An 18,417-nucleotide genomic window follows, 5' to 3' on the forward strand; every position below is an offset into this window, starting at 1 on the left:
TATGTTGGGCATGGCACTGTCTGGGTGAATGGCGATAATGGCTATATTGCCATGCAGGTCAGTGGGTTAGAAGTGCTTCCGGGGGCCGGTCTCACGGATTCAGGACTCACCAAAACTTAGGAAATCTAATCAGCCAAAAACTTCACCATCAGACAATATTACTAGAGCCATCCTATGCTTTTAATATGACATTTTAAGTTCAACAAGCCACTCACCGCCTCGACGTTGTTTAAGCATCAAATATATTTTCACCTTATCACCTCAGCCATCCGTACATACCACTACCCGATCACGCCCTGCTCGCTTGCCCACATATAACAGTTCATCGGCGCGCTGGATCAGGTCTTCAAGTTCACTATGGCCATCCTGGGCAGTGGCTACACCAATAGTCACGCTCAGGCGCAGCGATGCCATGTCGCCCGTACTGGCCAGTTCTGCTACCCGCTGCTTCAAGCGTTCGGCTACCTGCTGAGCATCGCTGGCAGTCGTATTGGGCAAAGCGACGATGAACTCTTCCCCACCAAAGCGGCCGATGACATCACCCGGCCGCAGCGACTGCTCGCATACCTCGGCAATACGCGTCAGCACCCAGTCACCATAGAGATGTCCCCAGGTATCGTTGATGCGCTTGAAATGGTCCACATCGATCATGAACAAGCTAAAAGGCGCTTTCTCGACGCCACAGCGCTGCAACGATTTGTTGGCCAGCATCATGAAGTGCGCACGGTTATTGAGCCGCGTCAGCGCATCGTGCTCGGCCACGTGGCGCAACTGTTCTTCCAATGCTTTTCGGCGAGCTATTTCCTGATGCAGTAGCTGGTTCTGACCACGCTCTTCACAAAGCAGGGCATACTGCTTGCGCTGTAGGCTCTCAAGGCGCAACAGGGCGCAGAACCCCACCACGACGCCCATGATCAATAGCAGCGCAATACGCAATGCAACAATGGCATCGATACCCGTAAATTGCAGTGCCGCCAAAAGAAATCCAATATTCAAGAACAGGCTAGCGGGCAGCGCCACGGTGAGCAGATTAGGGATCAACAGAAAAAACGCCATGGTAGCGACCACCACCGCCGTGATTTGAGTAGGCAGGCTTTCAGGGCGCAGCGGAACGATCAGGATGACGCCAGTGGCCAGCACCCATAATGGCAGCGCATGCAGCCAGTGGCGGTAGACATTCCCACCCCAATGCCTCACGAAAAATGCCACCCACAAACAGCTCCCAACCACCACCGCACGCATGGCCATTATTCTTTGGAACCGCTCACCGGGTCCCAACAAAAAGTAATCAGAAATAGCGAACATGGCGAATACCAGCGCCGCCACACTGACAGCGAGGCTAAACGTATGCCGTGCCCCCTCCATCATGGTGCGACGATAATCCTGCTCCAGCATGGCGTCGCAGAATTGTCCCGTCCATTCATGTACGCGATATTGTTGTTTTAATGCCAACTCCGCCACTCCCTTCAGTATCGCGGCCATATTATTGTGGGCCGATACGTGCATGTATCGGCCAAAATGGCTCACGAAATCACGATGCAGGCTCCCCTACTGCGCCTGCGGTTTGGGCTTACGATACACTGCTTGCCGCGCATAAGGTTAGACGAGGTTTCCACGTTTCCAGCGTTCGTCCATCCACCATGCGAGCTACCTGACTCTCAACACGATAAGCTTGACGCACACCCTCGATGACGGCTTGTACCATGACCACCCACTGGATTCTTGGCCCCGGGGCCATCGGCCGCTTGTTGGCACATTCACTGGCACCGCTTGCTGAGGTGGCCGTCATTGGCCGTCGCCCACTGCCTGGGCAGCAAATACTGACCACGCCGGAAGGCGAAACACGTGCGCAACACTTACCTTCGTTCACCGCTGAACGATTGGCGGCTGGTGCGGCGGCACCGCCAGCTTTCGTGCACATCACTACCAAAGCGATGGTTGCCGAGGCGGCGCTGGCGAGTGTCGCCTGCGTACTGCCCCCCTCGACTCCCCTGGTGCTATGGCAAAACGGTTTTTATGCCCAGCCGCGCATCAGCCAAACGTGGCACGGCCCGGTGCTGTGTGCGACGACCACGCAAGGCGCTTATGTAACCGGCGATGATCGTGTCGTCCACGCTGGTCGCGGGCCTACGTTTGTGGGGGATTTGGACAATCAGCACACAGCATTAGCGACCACCCTGGCAGCACTGCTGAGTAACGCCGGATTTACCGCCACGGCGGTAGGTGATACTCGCAGCCGCCTATGGCAGAAATTAGCGGTGAACGCGGCAATCAACCCGTTGGTAGCCCTGCATGGTGTGCGTAATGGAGCGCTGCGCGGCGATACCTACTCAGGCCGTGTGATAGCTGTGGTAGAGGAAGTGGCGACGATTCTAGAAAAAGAAGGTATTGCACCGCCAAACGGTGGTGAAGGGAAAGCCGCTTGGCTGGCGTTGGTGTGGCAGGTGGTAGAAAACACCGCAAATAACAAGGCTTCGATGTTGCAGGATGTGGAGGCGAGGCGGCTTACCGAACGCGGCGCTATTTTGGGGCCGTTGATCGAGAGCGCGGAACGGCATGGGCTGGGGTGTGAGGTGTTGAAAGGGTTGGATCAGGAGCTGGCGTTGCTGGAGGCGGAGTTTTAATTGGGTTTGGGTGGTTTGATCGTCGCGCGCTAAAGCGCCCTCCCACAAACACACCCAAAGTGAGTGCTGTACTAACGGCCAACAGATTGATTGAGCATGACGACAGCCGCCCCGGCAGTTGCGCCCCCTTTCCTTCACGTTACAGGAATCATCACGACCTTACGGTACGCGGGGCGTTCGGCGAGCTGCTCTGTCCAGCGCTGTAGATGGGGGTAGGTTGACCAGGTGAGGCCGCTGTTGAAGAGGTTGTAGGTGAACGGGGCGATGGCGATATCGGCCAGGCCGAAGTCTTCACCGGAGAACCAGGGCTGCTGGCTCAACGTGGTGTCCAGTTGAGCGAAGAGTTTTTCACAAGTGGCGATGGCGGGATCGAGTACCTGACTGTCGCGCTGCTCGGGTGGAGTGCGTACATAGCCCATCAGAATGGTGCGATGGGCAGGCGTGAGCAGACTGGTCGACCAGTCCATCCACTTTTCCATGCGTGCCCGCTGGGCGGGTGCCTCGATCCATAAAGGGTTGGGGCCGTACTGCGCCGCCAGGTAGCGAAGAATGGTATTGGACTCCCACAGCAGGCTTTGAGTGGCGTCATCCTTGAGCAGGGGTACCAGGCCACTGGGGTTCATGGCGAGGTATTCCGGCGTGTCGTTTACCCCGTATTGCAGACCTGCCATGATCTGCTCGTACGGCAGTTGCAGCTCTTCCAGTGCCCAGAGCACTTTCTTGACGTTGGTGGAGTTGTTGCGGCCCCAAAGTGTAATCATGGCAGTCCTTGTGTTTGGCTCAATCGGTTGTTGAGTGTGCCTTGGGTGGGTGTGAGTGGTGAATGGCATACTTACGGGGCAAGGGGCTTAGTCAAGGGATTAGCCAACCGGTCGCGAGCTAAAGCTGCCTACCACCCCACCCATATGCCCATACTCACGACTCACTTTTTACGACTCACTCCTCACTCTTTATCACTCAACTACTCGCTTTTATCCTGATACAGCTTGAGCAGGCTGGAGAAATCGAGTTTGCCGTTGCCACCCGCCTTGTGCAAGGTGAACAGCGCTCGGGCAGCGGAGCCCATGGGAATGGCAGCGGCGCTTTGCTGGCTGACATCCATGGCCAGGCCCAGGTCCTTGATCATCAGATCCACCTGGAAGCCGCCCTGATAACCTTTGGAGGCGGGAGCGTTTTCCATGACTCCCGGATAGGGGTTGTAGACGTTGAGCGCCCAGTTGCCACCGGAACTCTGCTTCATGATTTCCGACAGCACGGCGGGGTTCAGGCCGTTCTTGACGCCCATGTTGATGGCTTCACAGGTGCCTGCCATGAGGATCGAGAGCAGCATGTTGTTGCATACCTTGGCCACCTGCCCTGCCCCGTGGTCTCCGGCGTGGAAGATGTTCTTGCCCATGGCCTGCAGCACGGGCTGCGCCTGAGTGAACTGGACATCCGAACCGCCCACGATGAAGGTCAGCGTGCCCGCCTGGGCACCGCCCACGCCACCGGAGACTGGCGCATCCACGAAGCCGATGCCCTTTTCAGCGCCAGCGGCGGCGACTTGACGCGCGGTGTCGGCGTCGATGGTCGAGCAATCGATCACCAGGGCGCCCGCCTTGATGACGTCGAACAGCGGCGCGTCGCCCTCCATGTACAGCCCCCGCACATGTTTGCCCGCCGGCAACATGGAGATCACGAAATCGGCATCGGCCGCTGCGGCCTGGGCGGTGGCGGCGGTGTCACAGCCTTGGGCACGGGCGGTTTCCAAGGCCTCGGCGGCCAGGTCGAAGGCCCGCACTTGAAAACCGGCTTTCACGAGATTGGCTGCCATGGGGCCGCCCATATTACCCAGGCCGATGAAGGCTACGCTGGTCATGTTGTTATCCTTGTTGAGATTGGTCAGCAGTCGATTGAATAGCGCTCTCGAAAGAGACAGCGCGCGTTATTGAAGATCCGCCAGAGGGCTGGTCTCCCAGGGGGATGTCAGCAACTCCTCCATGAAGCTGGGCGGCACCGCGGCCACGTCCGGGAAACGCCAGCGCGGCTGGCCATCCTTGTCGACCAGTAGTGCACGCACGCCTTCGGGGAACTCCTCATGGCGGCAGCACTGCACGGAAAGCGCCAGCTCGAACTGGAACACTTCAGCCAGCGACATGTGCCGGGCGCGCTTGAGCTGCTCATCGATCAGCCGCAAAGAGATCGGGCTGCCATGGGCCAGAGTGCGCTGGGCTTTACTGAACCACTGGTCGTCGCTGTCGACTCCCAGCACCGCCGCCACCTGCTGCTCGACGGTATCGTGGTCCATCAGCTCGCGTATCAGTGAAGACGCCTTGTAGACAGGCGCTTCCAGCTCGGCAAACGCCGCCTGAGAAGCCTGCTCCAACTCGCGCAACACGCGGTTGACCACGCCATGAGCGTCGGTTTTCTCCCCCTCTCCCCAGCGGGCGTCCAGCAGCGCCTGGGCCAACGCCTCGCGGTGGTGGCTGGCAATTGCTCGATCTGCCAGACCCAGATGCAGCGCATCGGGGGCATTGATCTGGCCTCCGGTCATGGCCAGAAAACGCCCGGTGCCATTGGGCAGGCGATTGAGAAACCAGCTGGCCCCCACATCGGGGTACAGGCCAATGGTCACTTCCGGCATGGCCAGCCGCGACGTTTCAGTGACGATACGGTGGCTGCTGGCACTGAGCAGCCCCATGCCACCGCCCATCACGATGCCATGCCCCCAGCAGATGATCGGCTTGGCGAAGGTGTGCATCAGGTAGTCGAGCCGATATTCACGCTCGAAGAAACGCTCGGGGAAGTCCGGCTCACCATCGCCGGTGATGGCCTTGTAGAGATTGACCACGTCGCCCCCTGCACAGAAGGCTTTTTCGCCTGCGCTGTCCAGCAGAATGGCCACCACACGCTCATCCTCCTGCCACTGGGTCAAGCGGGGCAGCAGCGCGTCGATCATCTCCAGGGTCAGCGCATTCAGCGAACGCTCGGCGTTGAGCGTGATCTCGCCGATCACATGGCCGTCCTGGGTCGTGTGCTCTTCAAACAGTACGCAACTCATTGCCTCATCCTTATCTGCTCGGGCGCCGGGGCTACAGTTCGGCGGCGCCATCGGCCAGCACACGGCGGGATATGATCAGCCGCATGATCTCGTTGGTGCCTTCCAGAATGCGGTGTACGCGGGTATCACGCACGTAGCGCTCCATGGGGTACTCCTTGATGTAGCCATTGCCACCGTAAAGCTGCAAGGCTTCATCGCACACCTTGAACCCTACATCCGTGGCAAACCGCTTGGCCATGGCGCAGTAGGCCGTGGCATCCGGGTGGCCAGCGTCCAGCTTGGCCGCGGCCATGCGCACCAGTTGGCGGGCAGCCACCAGCTCGGTCACCATGTCGGCCAAACGGAACTGCAGGGCCTGGAAATCGGCCAGTCGCTTGCCGAACTGCTTGCGCTCCAGCAGGTATTCACGGGCTTTGTTGAGCGCTTGCTGGGCGGTGCCGATCGAGCAGGTGGCAATATTGATGCGTCCACCGTCCAGCCCCTTCATGGCGATCTTGAAGCCGTCGCCTTCCTTACCCAGCAGGTGGCTGGCAGGCACACGCACGTCTTCGAAGGTAATCATCCGGGTGGGCTGGCTATTCCAACCCATCTTGTCTTCCTTGCGGCCGTAGCTGATCCCGTCACTCTGGGCATCCACGGCAAAGGCAGACACACCGCCCGCCCCTTCGCCGCCGGTACGGGCCATCACCACCAGGAAATCGGTGCTGCCTGCCCCGGAAATGAACATCTTGCTGCCATTCAGCACGTAATGCTCACCGTCGCGCCGGGCGGTGGTCTTGAGCGATGCGGCGTCGGAGCCCGCGTTGGGCTCGGTCAGGCAGTAGGAGCCCAGCAGCTCACCGGTCGCCAATCGCTCGCCCCACTGCTCCACGGCTTCTGGCGTGCCGAAATCCGCCAGCATCCAGGTCACCATGTTGTGGATGGTGAGGTATGCCGTAGTGGAGGTGCAGCCCATGGAGAGTTGCTCGAAAATGATGCTGGCATCCAGCCGCGAAAGCCCCAGCCCGCCCACACGCTCCGGGGCATACAGGGAGCAGAACCCCAACTCGCCTGCCTTGCGAATCACGTCCACCGGGAAAAAAGCCTCGGCATCCCATTTAGCGGCGTGGGGCTCCAGCTCATTCTGGGCAAACCCACGCGCCATATCGGCAAAGGCAACCTGGTCTTCACTCAGCTCAAAATTCATGGCGGTCTCCGCTGCGGCGAGCCCCTGAACTCAGTCAGAAGCCTCGCCCACTATTATCGTTATCGGTCACGTTGACGTTTACGTTAACTTATATTTTTAGGCGGATTTGCGCAACCGAATCCCCCACGACCTTTGGCGTAGAAACGCCACCCTACCCAAGCCAAGCCCCCTCAAGCCAGCTGCCGTCTCACCCATAAAAAAGGGTGCCGCAAGGGCACCCAAATCCACAGACAGACGCAGTTTCTCGGCCCTTCCCGGGCGCTACTTGAAGTTCTTGCGGTATATCTTGGCCAGCTCGCCCACGATACCGCTGCGAAAGCTCAGCACACACACCACGAAAATGATGCCCAGGATGACGCTTACCCAGTTGCCCAGCGGCGATTGGGCCAGAATATGCTGCAGGCTGACCACCAGACCCGCCCCCATTACCGGCCCGAGCAGCGTACCCACACCGCCCAGCAGGGTCATCAGAATCACCTCGCCGGACATGTGCCAGTGAGCATCGGTAAGCGACGCCAGCTGGAACACCACGGTCTTGGTCGCCCCGGCCAGCCCGGCCAGCGCCGCCGACAGGACGAACGCCAGCAGCTTGTAGGCATCGACGTTGTAGCCCAACGAGATGGCACGGGGCTCGTTCTCACGGATGGCTTTGAGCACCTGCCCATAAGGGGAGTGCACGGTGCGCTGAATCAGAGCAAAGCCCAGCAGGAACACGGCAAACACGAAGTAGTACATGCTCAGGTTGTTGCGCAGGCTGATGAACCCGAACAGATGCCCTCTCGGTACCCCATGCAGGCCATCCTCTCCCCCTGTAAAGGGAGCCTGCACGAACACGAAGAACACCAGCTGAGCCAGCGCCAACGTGACCATGGCGAAGTAGATCCCCTGGCGGCGAATGGCCAGCAGCCCGAAACCTGCCCCCAACAGGGTAGCGGTCAGCGTGCCTGCCAGTATGCCCAGCTCCGGAGTCAGCCCCGGGTAACTGGCCAGCAGATACCCGGTCACGTAACCGCCCGTTGCCAGAAAGGCCGCATGGCCAAACGACAGCAGCCCGGCATACCCCAGCAACAGGTTGAAAGCGCAGGCAAACAGGGCAAAGCAGAGAATTTTCATCAAGAACACGGGGTAAGCGACGAAAGGCGCCACCAGCCCGACGACGATGAGTGCAAGGTAGAACATGTTGCGACGCAGCCTGGCCCGACGCTGACGCTCCTGCACGGCGGAAGGCAGCGCGACGGCTGATGAAGTATGCGACGTTGCCATGATTAAGCCTCCTTACCGAACAGCCCAGCGGGGCGTAACATGAGCACCAGGATCATGACCAGGAAAATGACCGTGTTGGAAGCTTCGGGGTAATACACCTTGGTCAATCCTTCGATGACTCCCATGCCCAATCCCGTCACGATAGCGCCCAGAATCGAGCCCATGCCGCCGATGACCACCACCGCAAACACCACGATCAGCAGGCTGGAACCCATGGTGGGTGAAACGGGGTAAAGCGGTGCCGCCAGCACTCCGGCAAAGGCCGCCAGGCCCACGCCGAACCCGTAGGTCAAGGTGATCAACAGCGGAACGTTGACGCCAAACGCCTGCATCAATTGAGAGTTCTCGGTACCGGCCCGCAGATAGGCGCCCAGCCGCGTACGCTCGATCATGAACCAGGTGAACAAGCACATGGCCAATGCCGCCACCAGCACCCAGGCCCGATAGGTGGGCAAGAACATGAAGCCCAGGTTGAGACCACCCTGCAGAATCTCCGGGGTGGCGTAACGCGCCCCGGAAACCCCGAAGAAGTTCACCAGAGTGCCTTCAAAAATCAGCGCCAACCCGAACGTCAGCAGCAATCCGTACAGGTGGTCCAGGTGGGCAATGCGACGCAGCAGAAAACGCTCCATCAGCATGCCGAAACCACCCACCACTACGGGCACCAGCACCAGGGCCAGCCAGTAGTTGATACCCAGATAGCGAAAGCCCAGCAGCGCCGCGAAGGCGCCCAGCATGTACTGCGCCCCATGGGCAAAGTTGACGATCTTCAGTAGCCCGAAGATAACCGCCAGGCCCAAGCTAAGCAGCGCATAAAAGGCTCCATTCACAAGCCCAAGCGTTAGCTGGCCCATGAAGACGGCCAGTGGCACGCCGAATATCATCGTCATGGTGTGATTCTCCTTGTCACCAGGCGGGGGCTGCCCGCCTGGTGCTGTTCAGCGTGATGTGCCGATCAGTTGTTCACCAGTGAGCACTGGCTTTCAGAGAGCGGGCGGTAGGCTTCTTCGGCGGGAATGGTGCTGAGGATGTTGTACAAGTCCCACTCACCGGTAGACTCTTCCGGCGTTTTCACCTGAGCCAGGTACATGTCGTGAATCATGCGGCCATCTTCACGAATACGGCCATTGCGGGCAAAGAAGTCCTCTACCGGCATCTCGGCCATTTGCGCACGAACGGTCTCCGGGTCATCGGTACCAGCGGCTTCTACGGCCTTGAGGTAATGCATGGTGCTGGAGTAGATACCGGCCTGAACCATGGTCGGCATGCGACCCACTTGATCGTAGTAACGCTCGGCCCACTCACGCGACTCGTCGTCCATGTCCCAGTACCAGCCAGTGGTCAGCAGCAGCCCTTGGGTGGCTTCCAGACCCAGCGCGTGCACGTCGTTGAGGAAGATCAACAGGCCCGCCAGTTGCTGGCCGCTTTGGGTCAGGCCGAACTGGCTTGCCGTGGTGATGGCATTCACGGTGTCTGCCCCGGCGTTCGCCAGGCCCACGATCTTGGCACCGGACCCCTGAGCCTGAAGAATGTAGGAGGAGAAGTCGCTGGTGGGGAACGGATGGCGGACACCGCCCACCACTTCACCGCCATTGACGGCTACCACTCGGGTCACGTCGCCTTCCAGAGCATGACCAAAAGCGTAGTCAGCGGTCAGCATGAACCAGGTATCGCCGCCCTGCTCGACGACCGCCTTGGCGGTACCGTTGGCCAGGGGATAAGTGTCGTAGACCCAATGAATATGGTTGGGGGTACAGTGCTCGTTGGTGATACTGGAGGCTGCCGACCCGGACACGATACCCAGGCCGTTGTTCTCTTCCAGCACCTTGGTGACCGCAATGGTCACCGACGAAGCCACCAGACCGCCCACCATGTCCACGTTGCGCTGGTCGATCCACTCGCGCACGGTGTTGGCGCCAACGTCCGCACTATTGCGGTCGTCGGCGCTGAAAATCACGATGGGGGCACCGTTGACGCTACCGCCGAAGTCGGCCACGGCCATTTCCATGGCCGTTTGACCGCCCGGACCCGCCAGATCTCGGTAAGTGCCCGACATGTCGGCCAGATAGCCAATGCGCACTTCGCCGTCGCTGATCTCGGCTTGGGCGGCAGACGCCATCATGCTGGCAGTGGCAGCCACGGCAATGCTGGCGGCCAGCGTTTTCTTGGTAAAGATCATGTTCGTCTCCTGGCCCTTGGGGCCTTTGTTGTTGTGATGCGGACGCTGTGGTGATGCGGACGTTCAATGGTTGTGGTTGTGCTTGTGTTTGAGTGAAGCGTGAGCAGTGCAATCAAATGATGCGTTGTGTGCGGTCTCTATACCCCCAGCATGCTGTTCAAGTGCTCGCGGCGCGAAGGCAGCTGCGCCGCCGTGATCTCTTCGACGATCTGGCCGTGATCCATGACGAAATGGCGGTCGGCCAGCGGCGCGGCAAAACGGAAGTTCTGCTCGACCAGTACGATGGTCATGCCCCGCTCTTTCAGCTGCACCAGCACTTCGCCCAGCTTCTGCACGATGACCGGCGCCAAGCCTTCGGTAATCTCGTCGAGCAGCAGCAGCCGCGCACCGGTGCGCAGAATGCGCGCCATGGCCAGCATCTGCTGTTCACCGCCCGAGAGTCGGGTTCCCTGACTCTTGCGCCGCTCGTACAGGTTGGGGAACATGGCATATATCTCATCCAGGCTCATTCCACCGGAACGTACCGTGGGCGGCAGCAGTAGATTTTCGTGCACGTCCAGGCTGGCGAAGATGCCGCGTTCTTCGGGGCAATAGCCAATACCCAGACGAGGAATATGGTGAGGCTTCATGCGCAGGGTTTCGCTGCCATTGATGACGATGGAGCCGGTGCGGCGCCCCACCATGTTCATGATGGCCTTTAGTGTGGTACTACGCCCTGCACCGTTGCGACCCAGCAGCGTCACCAGCTCGCCCCGCTTGACGTTGAAATTGACCCCATGAAGGATATGCGACTCGCCATAGAAGGCGTGCAGGTCCTGCACGCGGAGCATTTCCAGGCTTTGAGTCTCTGCGACCGGATGTTCGAGGGCTTCTGCAGTCTTCATACGGCGGCCTCCTCACTGGCAGCTTCGCTGCCCATATAGGCTTCACGTACCAGCGGGTTGCGGGAAACGCTGTCGTAGTCGCCTTCCGCCAATACCGCGCCTCGGGCCAATACCGTAATGCGGTCACACAAGCGGCTGACCACGCTCAGGTTGTGCTCCACCATCAGCACGGTACGCCCCTGGGAAACGCGCTTGATCAACGCCACGATGCGGTCCACGTCTTCGGCACCCATGCCCTGGGTAGGCTCGTCCAGCAGCATCATGCTGGGGTCCAGCGCCAGAGTGGTCGCCACCTCCAGGGCACGCTTGCGGCCATAGGGCATTTCGACCGTCAATGTATCGGCATACTCACGCAGCCCCACTTCATCCAACAAGGCCAGGGCACGATCATTGAGGTGATCCAGCGTTTTTTCGGACTTCCAGAAATGAAACGACGTTCCCAACTGGCGCTGCAGCGCAACACGCACGTTTTCCAGCGCCGTCATGTGCGCAAACACCGCCGAAATCTGAAACGAGCGCACCAGGCCCAGCTGGGCAATTTCATTGGATTTCTTGCTGGTAATCGGCTGGCCACGGTAGAGAATCTCACCGCGCGTTGGAGGCAGGAACTTGGTGAGCAGGTTGAACACCGTGGTTTTGCCGGCACCGTTGGGGCCGATCAGGGCGTGGATATGCCCCTCCTGCACCTGTAGGTTGACGTTATCCACGGCCGTAAAGCCGCGAAACTCTTTGGTCAGCCCTCGCGTTTCGAGCACTGGCCTCTGGGTCACTTCATCTGCACGCATGAGGTAGGACGCCTCTTGTTGTTCTTGTAGGGTGGGAAGCGCGGCGGAGTAACCGACAACGCATCCTTACCTGAACGTAAGCTGTAGGTGCAAACTAGCAACCCAGCACCGGGTATTACAATTACAACTTTGGTCTACGCACCACGATAGCGCAGCGCTTGAAAACGCTGAAACAACCAAATTTCAACAGCTTGCAAATTTTAAACGCTTGCCAACGATAGCCACTCGCTACTTTACGTTAACGTAAACTTGTTTTAGCCTCATGGTCAGTGTTCCATAGGGACATTCCCCTATCGACGAGAATAACGATCATGAGCAAAACCTACACGATCAGCGAGTTGGCCAGCGAGTTCGATGTCACCACGCGCAGCATCCGTTTTTACGAAGACCAGGAGCTGCTGCACCCTTCTCGCCGTGGGCAAACACGCATTTACAGCAGCAAGGACCGCGTACGCCTGAAGCTGACCCTGCGCGGCAAACGGCTGGGCTTTTCACTGGCCGAGATTCGCGAACTGTTCGAGCTGTGGGACGAAACGCGCAGCGGCAGCGAAAAGCAGTTGCACCTGATGCTCAGCAAGATCGGCGAACGCAAGGCCGCGCTGGAGCAGCAGATGAAAGACATCACCATGGTGCAACTGGAGCTGGAGAGTGCCGAAATCCGCTGCCGCCAGGCGCTGGAAGAGTTGAACGAGAAGCACCCGGCCACTTCCAAATAAGCCGCTCGAATACCGCCAGCAGACACGGTCCATTAACAATCAACAAGCAACGACGACAAGGTGATTGAGCATGTTTTCCCACTACACAGAACTGAATTTTGGCCTCGACGACGAGCTGAACATGCTGCGCGAACAGGTCAATGCGTTTGCCGCCAGCGAAATAGCGCCCAGAGCCGCCGAGATCGACCGTAACAACGAGTTCCCCAACGACCTGTGGCAGAAGTTTGGTGACATGGGGCTGCTGGGCATTACCGTCCCGGAAGAGGATGGCGGTAGCGGCATGGGCTATCTGGCGCACTGCATTGCCATGGAAGAGATCTCCCGTGCCAGTGCGTCGGTGGCCCTCTCTTATGGCGCGCACTCCAACCTGTGCGTCAACCAATTGAAGATCAACGCCTCCGCCGAGCAGAAAGCCAAATACCTGCCCAAACTGATCAGCGGTGAGCACGTGGGCGCGCTGGCCATGTCGGAGCCGGGTGCCGGTTCCGATGTAGTGTCGATGCAGCTGCGCGCCAAGGACGATGGCGACCACTACGTGCTCAACGGCAACAAGATGTGGATCACCAACGGCCCCGATGCCGACGTGCTGGTGGTCTACGCCAAGACCGACCCGGAAGCAGGCTCCAAGGGCATCACCGCGTTCATCATCGAGAAAGGCATGCCCGGCTTCTCCACCGCCCAGAAGCTCGACAAGCTGGGCATGCGCGGCTCCAACACCTGCGAGCTGGTGTTTCAGGACTGCCGCGTGCCCGCCGAGAACGTGCTGGGCGAGGTAGGCAAGGGCGTGCGGGTATTGATGAGCGGGCTGGATTACGAGCGCACCGTGCTGGCCGCCGGCCCCATCGGCATCATGCAGGCCGCCATGGACGTGGTCATTCCCTATATCCACGAGCGCAAGCAGTTCAACCAATCCATTGGCGAGTTCCAGCTGGTACAGGGCAAAGTGGCCGACATGTACACCACGCTGAACGCTTGCCGCGCTTACCTGTATGCCGTGGCCAGCGCCTGCGACCGGGGCCAGACCTCGCGCAAGGATGCCGCCGGGGTGATCCTGTATTGTGCTGAAAAGGCCACCCAGGTCGCGCTGGACGCCATTCAACTGCTGGGCGGCAATGGCTACATCAACGAATACCCCACCGGCCGCCTGCTGCGCGATGCGAAGCTCTATGAAATTGGCGCCGGCACCAGCGAAATTCGCCGCATGCTGATTGGTCGCGAACTCTTCACCGAAAGCCATTAATCGACTCAGGAAGGTTTGCGCCATGAGCACACTCTCGACACAGATCAACCCGCGCAGCGATGTTTTTCAGGCCAACGAGGCCGCCATGCTGGGGGAAGTGAACAAGCTGCGTGAGCTGACCGCGGCCATCGCCCAGGGCGGCGGCGCCAACGCCCGCACCCGCCACGAAAGCCGTGGCAAGCTGTTCGTACGTGACCGTATCGACCACTTGATCGATGAAGGCTCGCCGTTTCTGGAATTTTCTGCGCTGGCAGCCCATCACGTTTACGACAGCGACGTGCCCGCCGCCGGGGTGGTCACCGGGATTGGCCGGGTATCGGGGGTGGAGTGCGTGATCGTGGCCAACGATGCCACGGTCAAGGGCGGCACCTATTTCCCGCTGACGGTGAAAAAGCACCTGCGCGCCCAGGAAGTGGCTCGCAAGCACCGCCTGCCATGCATCTACCTGGTCGATTCCGGCGGAGCTTTTCTGCCCCGCCAGGACGAGGTCTTCCCCGACCGCGACCACTTCGGCCGGATTTTCTACAACCAGGCCACGCTCTCTGCCGAGGGTATCCCGCAAATCGCGGTGGTCATGGGCTCCTGCACCGCAGGCGGTGCTTATGTGCCCGCCATGGCGGACGAGTCCATCATCGTCAAGGAGCAGGGAACGATCTTTTTGGGCGGCCCACCGCTGGTCAAAGCAGCGACCGGGGAAAACATCAGCGCCGAAGACCTGGGCGGCGCCGATGTGCATACCCGCATCAGCGGCGTGGCCGACCACTACGCCGAAAACGACGCCCATGCGCTGCAGCTGGCACGGGCCTGCGTGTCCCGGCTCAACTGGCAAAAGCGTGGCCAGCTCGCCATGCAACCCCCCAGGCCGCCAAGACTCGACCCCGCAGAGCTGTACGGCATCGTCGGCACCGATCTGAAAAAACCTTACGATGTGCGCGAAGTGATCGGCCGTATCGTCGATGGCTCTGATTTCGATGAGTTCAAGCGCTACTACGGCGACACCCTGGTGACCGGCTTTGCGCATATCCACGGCTACCCGGTGGGTATCGTCGCCAACAACGGCGTGCTGTTTTCGGAAAGCGCCGTGAAAGGCGCGCACTTCATCGAACTGTGTGCCCAGCGCAAGATTCCGCTGGTCTTCCTGCAGAACATCACCGGCTTCATGGTGGGCTCCAAATACGAGCACGAAGGCATCGCCAAGCACGGCGCCAAGCTGGTCACCGCCGTAGCCTGCGCCAACGTACCGAAGTACACCGTGCTGATTGGCGGCAGCTTCGGTGCTGGCAACTACGGCATGTGTGGCCGAGCCTACGACCCCAATCTGCTGTTCATGTGGCCCAATGCGCGTATTTCCGTGATGGGCGGCGAGCAGGCGGCAGGCGTACTTTCCCAGGTGAAGCGCGAGCAGTACGAACGTGAAGGCCGGGAATGGAGCAAGGCAGACGAAGAGGCCTTCAAACAGCCCACCCGCGACCAGTACGAGCACCAGGGCCACCCCTACTACGCCAGCGCGCGCCTGTGGGATGACGGAGTCATCGACCCGCTGCAAACCCGCGACGTGCTGGGTCTCTCGTTGGCCGCCGCCATGAACGCAGAAATCAAAGAGACGCGCTTCGGCGTGTTCCGGATGTAAGGGGCATCACATGGCTTACTCAACCCTGGTTATCGAATCGGGTGTCGCCCGGCTGACCTTGAACCGTCCAGAGGTGCACAACGCCTTTGACGATCGCTTGATCGCCGAACTGAACGGTCATCTGGAGAGCCTGCACGATCTGGCCAGCGCAGGCGACGTGCGCGTAGTGGTCCTCGGCTCCGAGGGCAAGAGCTTTTCGGCCGGTGCGGACCTGAACTGGATGAAGCGCATGGTCGATTACGACCTGGCCGACAACCTGGCCGATTCACGCAAGCTGGCGGCGCTGATGCACGGCCTGGACACGCTGCCCTGCCCCACCCTGTGCCGCGTTCAGGGCGCCGCGTTCGGTGGCGCGGTCGGGCTTGCCGCCTGCTGCGACATCGTCATCGCTTCCGAGAAGGCTCGGTTTTGCCTGTCGGAGGTCAATATCGGCCTGTCACCGGCCGTGATCAGCCCTTACGTCCAGCGCGCCCTTGGCCAACGGCAGATGCGCCGCTACGCGCTGAGCGCCGAAATCATGGATGCCCCTACCGCGCTGCAGCTGGGGCTCGCCCACCAGGTAGTCGAACACGATGCGCTGGATCACGCCATCGATACCATGATCGACACCCTGGCCAAGGGCTCTCCTCAGGCGCAGCGGGCAACCAAAGCCCTGCTGGCCAGCGTGGCCCAGGCCCCGGATTCGGATGCCACCCGCGAGCACACCTGCCAGGTCATCGCCCAGCTGCGGGTCAGTGAAGAAGGCCAGGAGGGCCTGGCCAGCTTTTTCGACAAGCGCCGCCCCGCCTGGACATCCCCCGAAGAACACCAACACGCCGCGGAGCCACGCTCATGACGCCTACCCCGACCCCCTTCGATACCCTGCTGGTAGCCAACCGGGGTGAAATTGCCTGCCGCGTGATGCGCACCGCCCGCCGTCTGGGGCTGAAAACCGTGGCGGTCTACTCGGATGCCGATGCCACCGCCCGCCATGTGCGGGAAGCCGACGAGGCCGTGCGTCTTGGCCCGGCGGCCGCCCGGGAAAGCTACCTGAACATCGAGGCAGTGATCGACGCCGCCCAACGCACCGGCACCGGCGCCATTCACCCCGGTTACGGCTTTCTGTCCGAAAACGGCACTTTCGTCAAAGCGCTGGAACAGGCCGGTATTACCTTCGTTGGCCCGCCCGCTTCCGCCATTGCCGCCATGGGCGACAAATCGGCGGCCAAGGCACGCATGGCCAACGCGGGGGTGCCGCTGGTACCGGGCTACCACGGCGACGATCAGGATGACGCCCTGCTGCGCGCCGAAGCCGACAAGATCGGCTACCCGGTGATGCTGAAAGCCAGCGCAGGCGGCGGCGGCAAGGGCATGCGCGTGGTCGAAAGCGGTGAAGGCTTCAAGGCGGCGCTGGACGGCTGCCGCCGGGAATCGAAAGCCGCCTTTGGCGACGACCGCATGCTGATCGAAAAGTATCTGGTGCAGCCCCGCCATGTAGAGGTACAGGTCTTTTGTGACCGCTACGGCCAAGGCGTGTACCTCTTCGAGCGCGACTGCAGCGTGCAGCGTCGCCACCAGAAAGTCATCGAAGAAGCCCCCGCCCCCGGCATGACGCCCGAGCTGCGCTCTGCCATGGGCGACGCCGCCGTTCGCGCTGCCAAGGAGATCGGCTACGTGGGCGCGGGCACGGTGGAGTTCCTTCTGGACGCCGATGGCTCGTTCTACTTCATGGAGATGAACACCCGCCTGCAGGTGGAGCACCCCGTCACCGAGATGATCACCGGCCAGGATCTGGTGGAGTGGCAATTGAGAGTCGCCATGGGCGAGCCGCTGCCCTGTCGTCAGGACGAGCTGACCATCACCGGTCACAGCTTCGAGGCGAGGCTCTACGCCGAGGACCCGGAGCAGGACTTCTTGCCTGCCACCGGCCTGCTGTCCCGCTTCGAACTGGACACCGAAGGCGCGGGCCTGGCCGCCGACCAGGTGCGCCTGGACAGCGGCGTGGAGAGCGGCGATCGCGTGTCGATGCACTACGACCCCATGCTGGCCAAGCTGATCGTGCACGGTGTCGACCGCGACGCCGCGCTGGCTACCTTGAACCGGGCGCTGGCCGCGCTGGATGTGCAGGGGGTGGTGACCAACCGCGCCTTCCTGCAGCGGCTGGCCAATCACCCCGGCTTCAAGAACGTCGAGCTGGACACGCGCTTCATCGAACGCAACGAAGCGACGCTATTCGCGCCACGCCGCTATACCACGCAGGACTATGCCAGCGCTGCGCTGATCGGGCTGCACCAGCTGGCTCAGGAGTGCGAAAGCGACTCGCCCTGGGACCGCCACGACGGCTTCCGGCTCAATGCCCCGCATACCATCCGCATCACGCTGTGCGACCCCAGCGCGGCGCAAGGCCCGGAGAGTGACAGCCTGGTCGTGGTGGAGGGCAAACGCACGAGCCTGGACGCCCAGTGGCAGCTGACCGTCGGCGAGCACACGCTCAGCGCCAGCCTGCAACCGCTGGCAGGCGATGCGGTGGCGGTGACCCTCGACGGCCATCGCCGTCGCCTGCAGGCCTACCGGGATGGCAATGTCGTCGTGATGGCCGAGCCCAGCGGTGAAACCCGCCTGCTCTGGCAGCGTATCGACGCCATCGACCACGGCCATCAGGAAACCGAGGCGACCCTTACCGCCCCCATGCACGGCACCGTCGTGGCGCTGCTGGTCGAACCCGGCACCACGGTAGAAAAAGGCATGCCCTTGATGGTCATGGAGGCCATGAAAATGGAGCACACCATGACGGCACCGACCCACGGCAGCGTGGCCACGTTCCACTTCCAGGCAGGCGACACGGTCAGCCAGGGTGACGTGCTGCTCGACTTTGCCCCCAGCGAATAGGA

Annotated in this window: 16 protein-coding genes; 6 read left to right on the plus strand and 10 right to left on the minus strand. The window is 60.8% G+C overall.

Annotated features, from left to right (window positions below; translation table 11 throughout):
- Positions 1 to 261 precede the first annotated feature (261 nt).
- Positions 262 to 1,452, minus strand: coding sequence for a GGDEF domain-containing protein (locus IE091_RS03260; protein ID WP_189462847.1), 1,191 nt, complete (start codon positions 1,450 to 1,452; stop codon positions 262 to 264).
- A 251-nt stretch (positions 1,453 to 1,703) separates the two neighbouring features.
- On the opposite strand from IE091_RS03260, the gene IE091_RS03265 reads away from it, so the two are divergent.
- Positions 1,704 to 2,624: a ketopantoate reductase family protein gene (locus IE091_RS03265; protein WP_189462848.1), complete on the plus strand. Its 921-nt coding sequence runs from the start codon at positions 1,704 to 1,706 to the stop codon at positions 2,622 to 2,624.
- A gap of 134 nt (positions 2,625 to 2,758) precedes the next feature.
- Here IE091_RS03265 and IE091_RS03270 read toward each other — a convergent pair whose 3' ends face one another.
- The 9 genes from IE091_RS03270 to IE091_RS03310 form a co-directional block, all read right to left on the minus strand.
- Entirely contained in the window at positions 2,759 to 3,385 is a 627-nt protein-coding gene (locus IE091_RS03270) for a glutathione S-transferase family protein (protein WP_189462849.1), read from the minus strand.
- Positions 3,386 to 3,585: 200 nt separating this feature from the next.
- Positions 3,586 to 4,482 (minus strand): 3-hydroxyisobutyrate dehydrogenase, encoded by an 897-nt coding sequence (gene mmsB / locus IE091_RS03275; protein ID WP_189462850.1) that lies wholly within the window; start codon positions 4,480 to 4,482, stop codon positions 3,586 to 3,588.
- A gap of 66 nt (positions 4,483 to 4,548) precedes the next feature.
- On the minus strand, positions 4,549 to 5,664 hold the full coding sequence (locus IE091_RS03280) for an enoyl-CoA hydratase/isomerase family protein (protein ID WP_189462851.1): 1,116 nt from the start codon (positions 5,662 to 5,664) through the stop codon (positions 4,549 to 4,551).
- Between the two features lie 31 nt (positions 5,665 to 5,695).
- The gene (locus IE091_RS03285; protein ID WP_039177097.1) at positions 5,696 to 6,850 is read right to left on the minus strand and encodes an acyl-CoA dehydrogenase family protein; all 1,155 of its coding nucleotides are present in this window, start codon (positions 6,848 to 6,850) and stop codon (positions 5,696 to 5,698) included.
- 261 nt (positions 6,851 to 7,111) lie between these two features.
- The gene (locus IE091_RS03290; RefSeq protein WP_039177099.1) at positions 7,112 to 8,113 is read right to left on the minus strand and encodes a branched-chain amino acid ABC transporter permease; all 1,002 of its coding nucleotides are present in this window, start codon (positions 8,111 to 8,113) and stop codon (positions 7,112 to 7,114) included.
- 2 nt (positions 8,114 to 8,115) lie between these two features.
- Positions 8,116 to 9,003, minus strand: coding sequence for a branched-chain amino acid ABC transporter permease (locus IE091_RS03295; protein ID WP_189462852.1), 888 nt, complete (start codon positions 9,001 to 9,003; stop codon positions 8,116 to 8,118).
- Positions 9,004 to 9,068: 65 nt separating this feature from the next.
- Positions 9,069 to 10,292: an ABC transporter substrate-binding protein gene (locus IE091_RS03300; protein ID WP_189462853.1), complete on the minus strand. Its 1,224-nt coding sequence runs from the start codon at positions 10,290 to 10,292 to the stop codon at positions 9,069 to 9,071.
- A gap of 137 nt (positions 10,293 to 10,429) precedes the next feature.
- A complete protein-coding gene (locus IE091_RS03305) occupies positions 10,430 to 11,176 on the minus strand; it encodes an ABC transporter ATP-binding protein (protein ID WP_039177107.1) in 747 nt (248 codons plus the stop codon).
- Entirely contained in the window at positions 11,173 to 11,961 is a 789-nt protein-coding gene (locus tag IE091_RS03310; protein WP_039177114.1) for an ABC transporter ATP-binding protein, read from the minus strand. Before IE091_RS03310 ends, IE091_RS03305 begins: the two co-directional genes overlap by 4 nt.
- A gap of 311 nt (positions 11,962 to 12,272) precedes the next feature.
- On the opposite strand from IE091_RS03310, the gene IE091_RS03315 reads away from it, so the two are divergent.
- From IE091_RS03315 to IE091_RS03335, 5 genes are all read left to right on the plus strand, one after another.
- Positions 12,273 to 12,677: a MerR family transcriptional regulator gene (locus IE091_RS03315; protein ID WP_039177116.1), complete on the plus strand. Its 405-nt coding sequence runs from the start codon at positions 12,273 to 12,275 to the stop codon at positions 12,675 to 12,677.
- A 70-nt stretch (positions 12,678 to 12,747) separates the two neighbouring features.
- Complete coding sequence (locus IE091_RS03320; protein WP_039177118.1) at positions 12,748 to 13,917, plus strand: isovaleryl-CoA dehydrogenase; 1,170 nt, start codon at positions 12,748 to 12,750, stop codon at positions 13,915 to 13,917.
- A gap of 22 nt (positions 13,918 to 13,939) precedes the next feature.
- A complete protein-coding gene (locus tag IE091_RS03325) occupies positions 13,940 to 15,547 on the plus strand; it encodes a carboxyl transferase domain-containing protein (RefSeq protein ID WP_039177120.1) in 1,608 nt (535 codons plus the stop codon).
- A gap of 10 nt (positions 15,548 to 15,557) precedes the next feature.
- On the plus strand, positions 15,558 to 16,382 hold the full coding sequence (locus IE091_RS03330) for an enoyl-CoA hydratase/isomerase family protein (RefSeq protein WP_096923123.1): 825 nt from the start codon (positions 15,558 to 15,560) through the stop codon (positions 16,380 to 16,382).
- Positions 16,379 to 18,415, plus strand: a complete 2,037-nt coding sequence (locus tag IE091_RS03335) for an acetyl/propionyl/methylcrotonyl-CoA carboxylase subunit alpha (RefSeq protein ID WP_189462854.1) — start codon at positions 16,379 to 16,381, stop codon at positions 18,413 to 18,415. The genes IE091_RS03330 and IE091_RS03335 overlap by 4 nt, the downstream gene beginning before the upstream one ends.
- Positions 18,416 to 18,417 lie beyond the last annotated feature (2 nt).

This window comes from Vreelandella hamiltonii (assembly GCF_014651775.1).
GTDB lineage: Bacteria > Pseudomonadota > Gammaproteobacteria > Pseudomonadales > Halomonadaceae > Vreelandella > Vreelandella hamiltonii.